The sequence below is a fragment of the Nocardia sp. NPDC003345 genome, from assembly GCF_053589395.1.
Window position 1 is genome coordinate 1 of sequence record NZ_JBSFRU010000552.1, and the last position, 2,065, is coordinate 2,065.

General features: G+C 65.3%; 3 protein-coding genes. All 3 read left to right on the forward strand.

What is annotated here, in order from left to right:
- Positions 1-569: replication initiator (locus ACWDU1_RS31905; RefSeq protein ID WP_450004141.1), on the forward strand; the 569-nt coding region annotated here is incomplete at its 5' end.
- A complete protein-coding gene (locus ACWDU1_RS31910; protein ID WP_450004142.1) occupies positions 566-757 on the forward strand; it encodes a helix-turn-helix domain-containing protein in 192 nt (63 codons plus the stop codon). The genes ACWDU1_RS31905 and ACWDU1_RS31910, both read left to right, overlap by 4 nt.
- A gap of 3 nt (positions 758-760) precedes the next feature.
- Complete coding sequence (locus ACWDU1_RS31915; protein WP_450004143.1) at positions 761-1,915, forward strand: tyrosine-type recombinase/integrase; 1,155 nt, start codon at positions 761-763, stop codon at positions 1,913-1,915.
- Positions 1,916-2,065 lie beyond the last annotated feature (150 nt).

A 2,065-nucleotide genomic window follows, 5' to 3' on the forward strand; every position in this document is an offset into this window, starting at 1 on the left:
AGGGCATCCTCGGCGGCACCCAGGAAGCCACCCGCCATATCGGCTACATGACCAAATACCTCACCAAATCGGTGAACGAGGTCCTGGACCCGGAAACCCAGGCCGCGGCCGACCACTACGACCGCCTTCACGCGGAGTTGCAGCATGTGCCGTGCTCGAAGAACTGCCCCGTCTGGTTGCGCTACGGCATCGTCCCCCGCGGCGCCACCGACAAAACCGTCCCTGGCCGCTGCAAGGGCAAAACCCACCGCCGGGACCTGCTCGCGACTCCCGGGAAGCGGACCCCGAACTCGCGGAAGTGGTCGGGCAAAACCCTCCCGGACCACCGGGCGGATCGGTTGGAGTTCGTCCGGGCCCTGTTGGCCGAGTACGGCATCGAACGCCCCGACAACACCGGGCTGCGGTTCTCCCTGGTCAAACCAGGCGACAAGAACGTCCCACCCCGGGATCACATCATCATGGCCACCATCGCCCAACGCCTGGCGTGGCGCGCCGAGTACAACCGCGCGCTCCTGGATGCCGGACCGCCGGGGGATCTCGGAATTTCAGCAATCCCGGACGCAGCATGAGAAAGGACGAGGTGATGGCGCGTTTGCTCACGGAGAAGGAAGTGCGGGAGCGGATCCCGGTCGGGCACAGCAAGTACTACGAATTGATCGGATCCGGTGAGCTGCGGTCGGTGAAGATCGGTCGCCGGCGGTTCGTGACCGAAGAAGCGGTGGCGGACTACATTGCTCGCCTCGATCAGGCGGCGTGATCAGTGCCGAGAAAGCGCATGGCTCCCGGTGAGTGGGGGAAGGTCACGGTCAAGAAGCTGGGACCTGGCCGGTTCGTGGCATCAACATATGTCCGGGACGAGGATGGGCGCCTCCGGGAGGCTGAGCGGTCCGGTTCGAGTGATGAAGATGCCCGGCGGTCGTTGCTGCGGCACCTCAAGAGCCGGACTACCCCGGTTCTCGGCGCGGTGATCACTGACCGGACGTCGCTGTTGGAATTGTTCGAGGTCTGGATTGCGACTAAGGACCGGCTGAAGCCGCAGTCTCTCGACGACTACCGCAGCGTGTGGGACAAGTACGGGTCGGCTCAGCTCGGGGCGCTGCGGGTGCGGGAGCTGCCTACGAGTCGGGCGGAACGGTATCTGTCGACGCTGCCCGTGTCGCGCGCTCGGATGCTTCGCGTGGTGCTGACCGGCATGTTCGCGACGGCGGTCCGGTACGACGTGCTCACCGTGAATCCGATGCGGGAAGTGACTCGCAGGAAGGGCCAGGTGGTCCCGGCTCGTGCGCTGACCGCGGAGGAGTTCATGGTGGTGCGTTCGGCAGTACTGGCGTATCGCGATCGGCCGGGTGTGAGCGGGCCTCGACCGGGGCGGTTGCTGTTGGAGTTCATCGACGTGATGGCTTCGACCGGGTGCCGACCGAATGAGGTGCTGGGGCTGCGGTGGTGTGATGTGGACCTACTGGGTGATCCGCCGACGATAACTCTCACGGGCACGGCGCTGGATCACGGACGTGTGGTCGGCAAGGCGGTGCATCGTCAGGAGGAACGCAAGGGCGGTGCCCCGGATCACACCGTCCTTCTCCCGAAACTGGCCGTAGAAGCACTGGCCGGCCTGTTCGGTCATGCCACCGATCCGGAGGGGCCGGTATTCGCCAACCGGGATGGCGGGTGGATGAGCCTGGCGAACCTTCGGCGCTCACTGCGTGCTGCGCTGCCCGCGGAGTTGGCATGGGTCACGCCGTATAGCCTCCGCCGGACAGTGGCGACGGTGGTCCGTGATGGTCTCGGGCCGGCCGAGGCTCAGGCCCAGCTGTCGCATTCGAAGCTGTCCACAACCGAGCAGCACTACTTCCAGCGCCAGACTCAGGGGCCGGATGTCCGGAGCACGCTCGACCGGTACGCCGAGGGAAAGTAAGGGCTCGTTTGTACGGGCAAAGTACGGGATTCCGGCCTTCTCATCGAGAATGCCGATCGGCCCCCGATCCGCTTTCGCAGGTCGGGGGCCGATCTTTGTGCGCCCGAAGGGATTCGAACCCCTAACCTTCTGATCCGTAGTCAGATGCTC

What these genes read in the sequence shown, in the direction of transcription:
- ACWDU1_RS31910 (WP_450004142.1), top strand. Translation starts at nt 566, where the DNA reads ATGAGAAAGGACGAGGTGATGGCGCGTTTGCTCACGGAGAAGGAAGTG.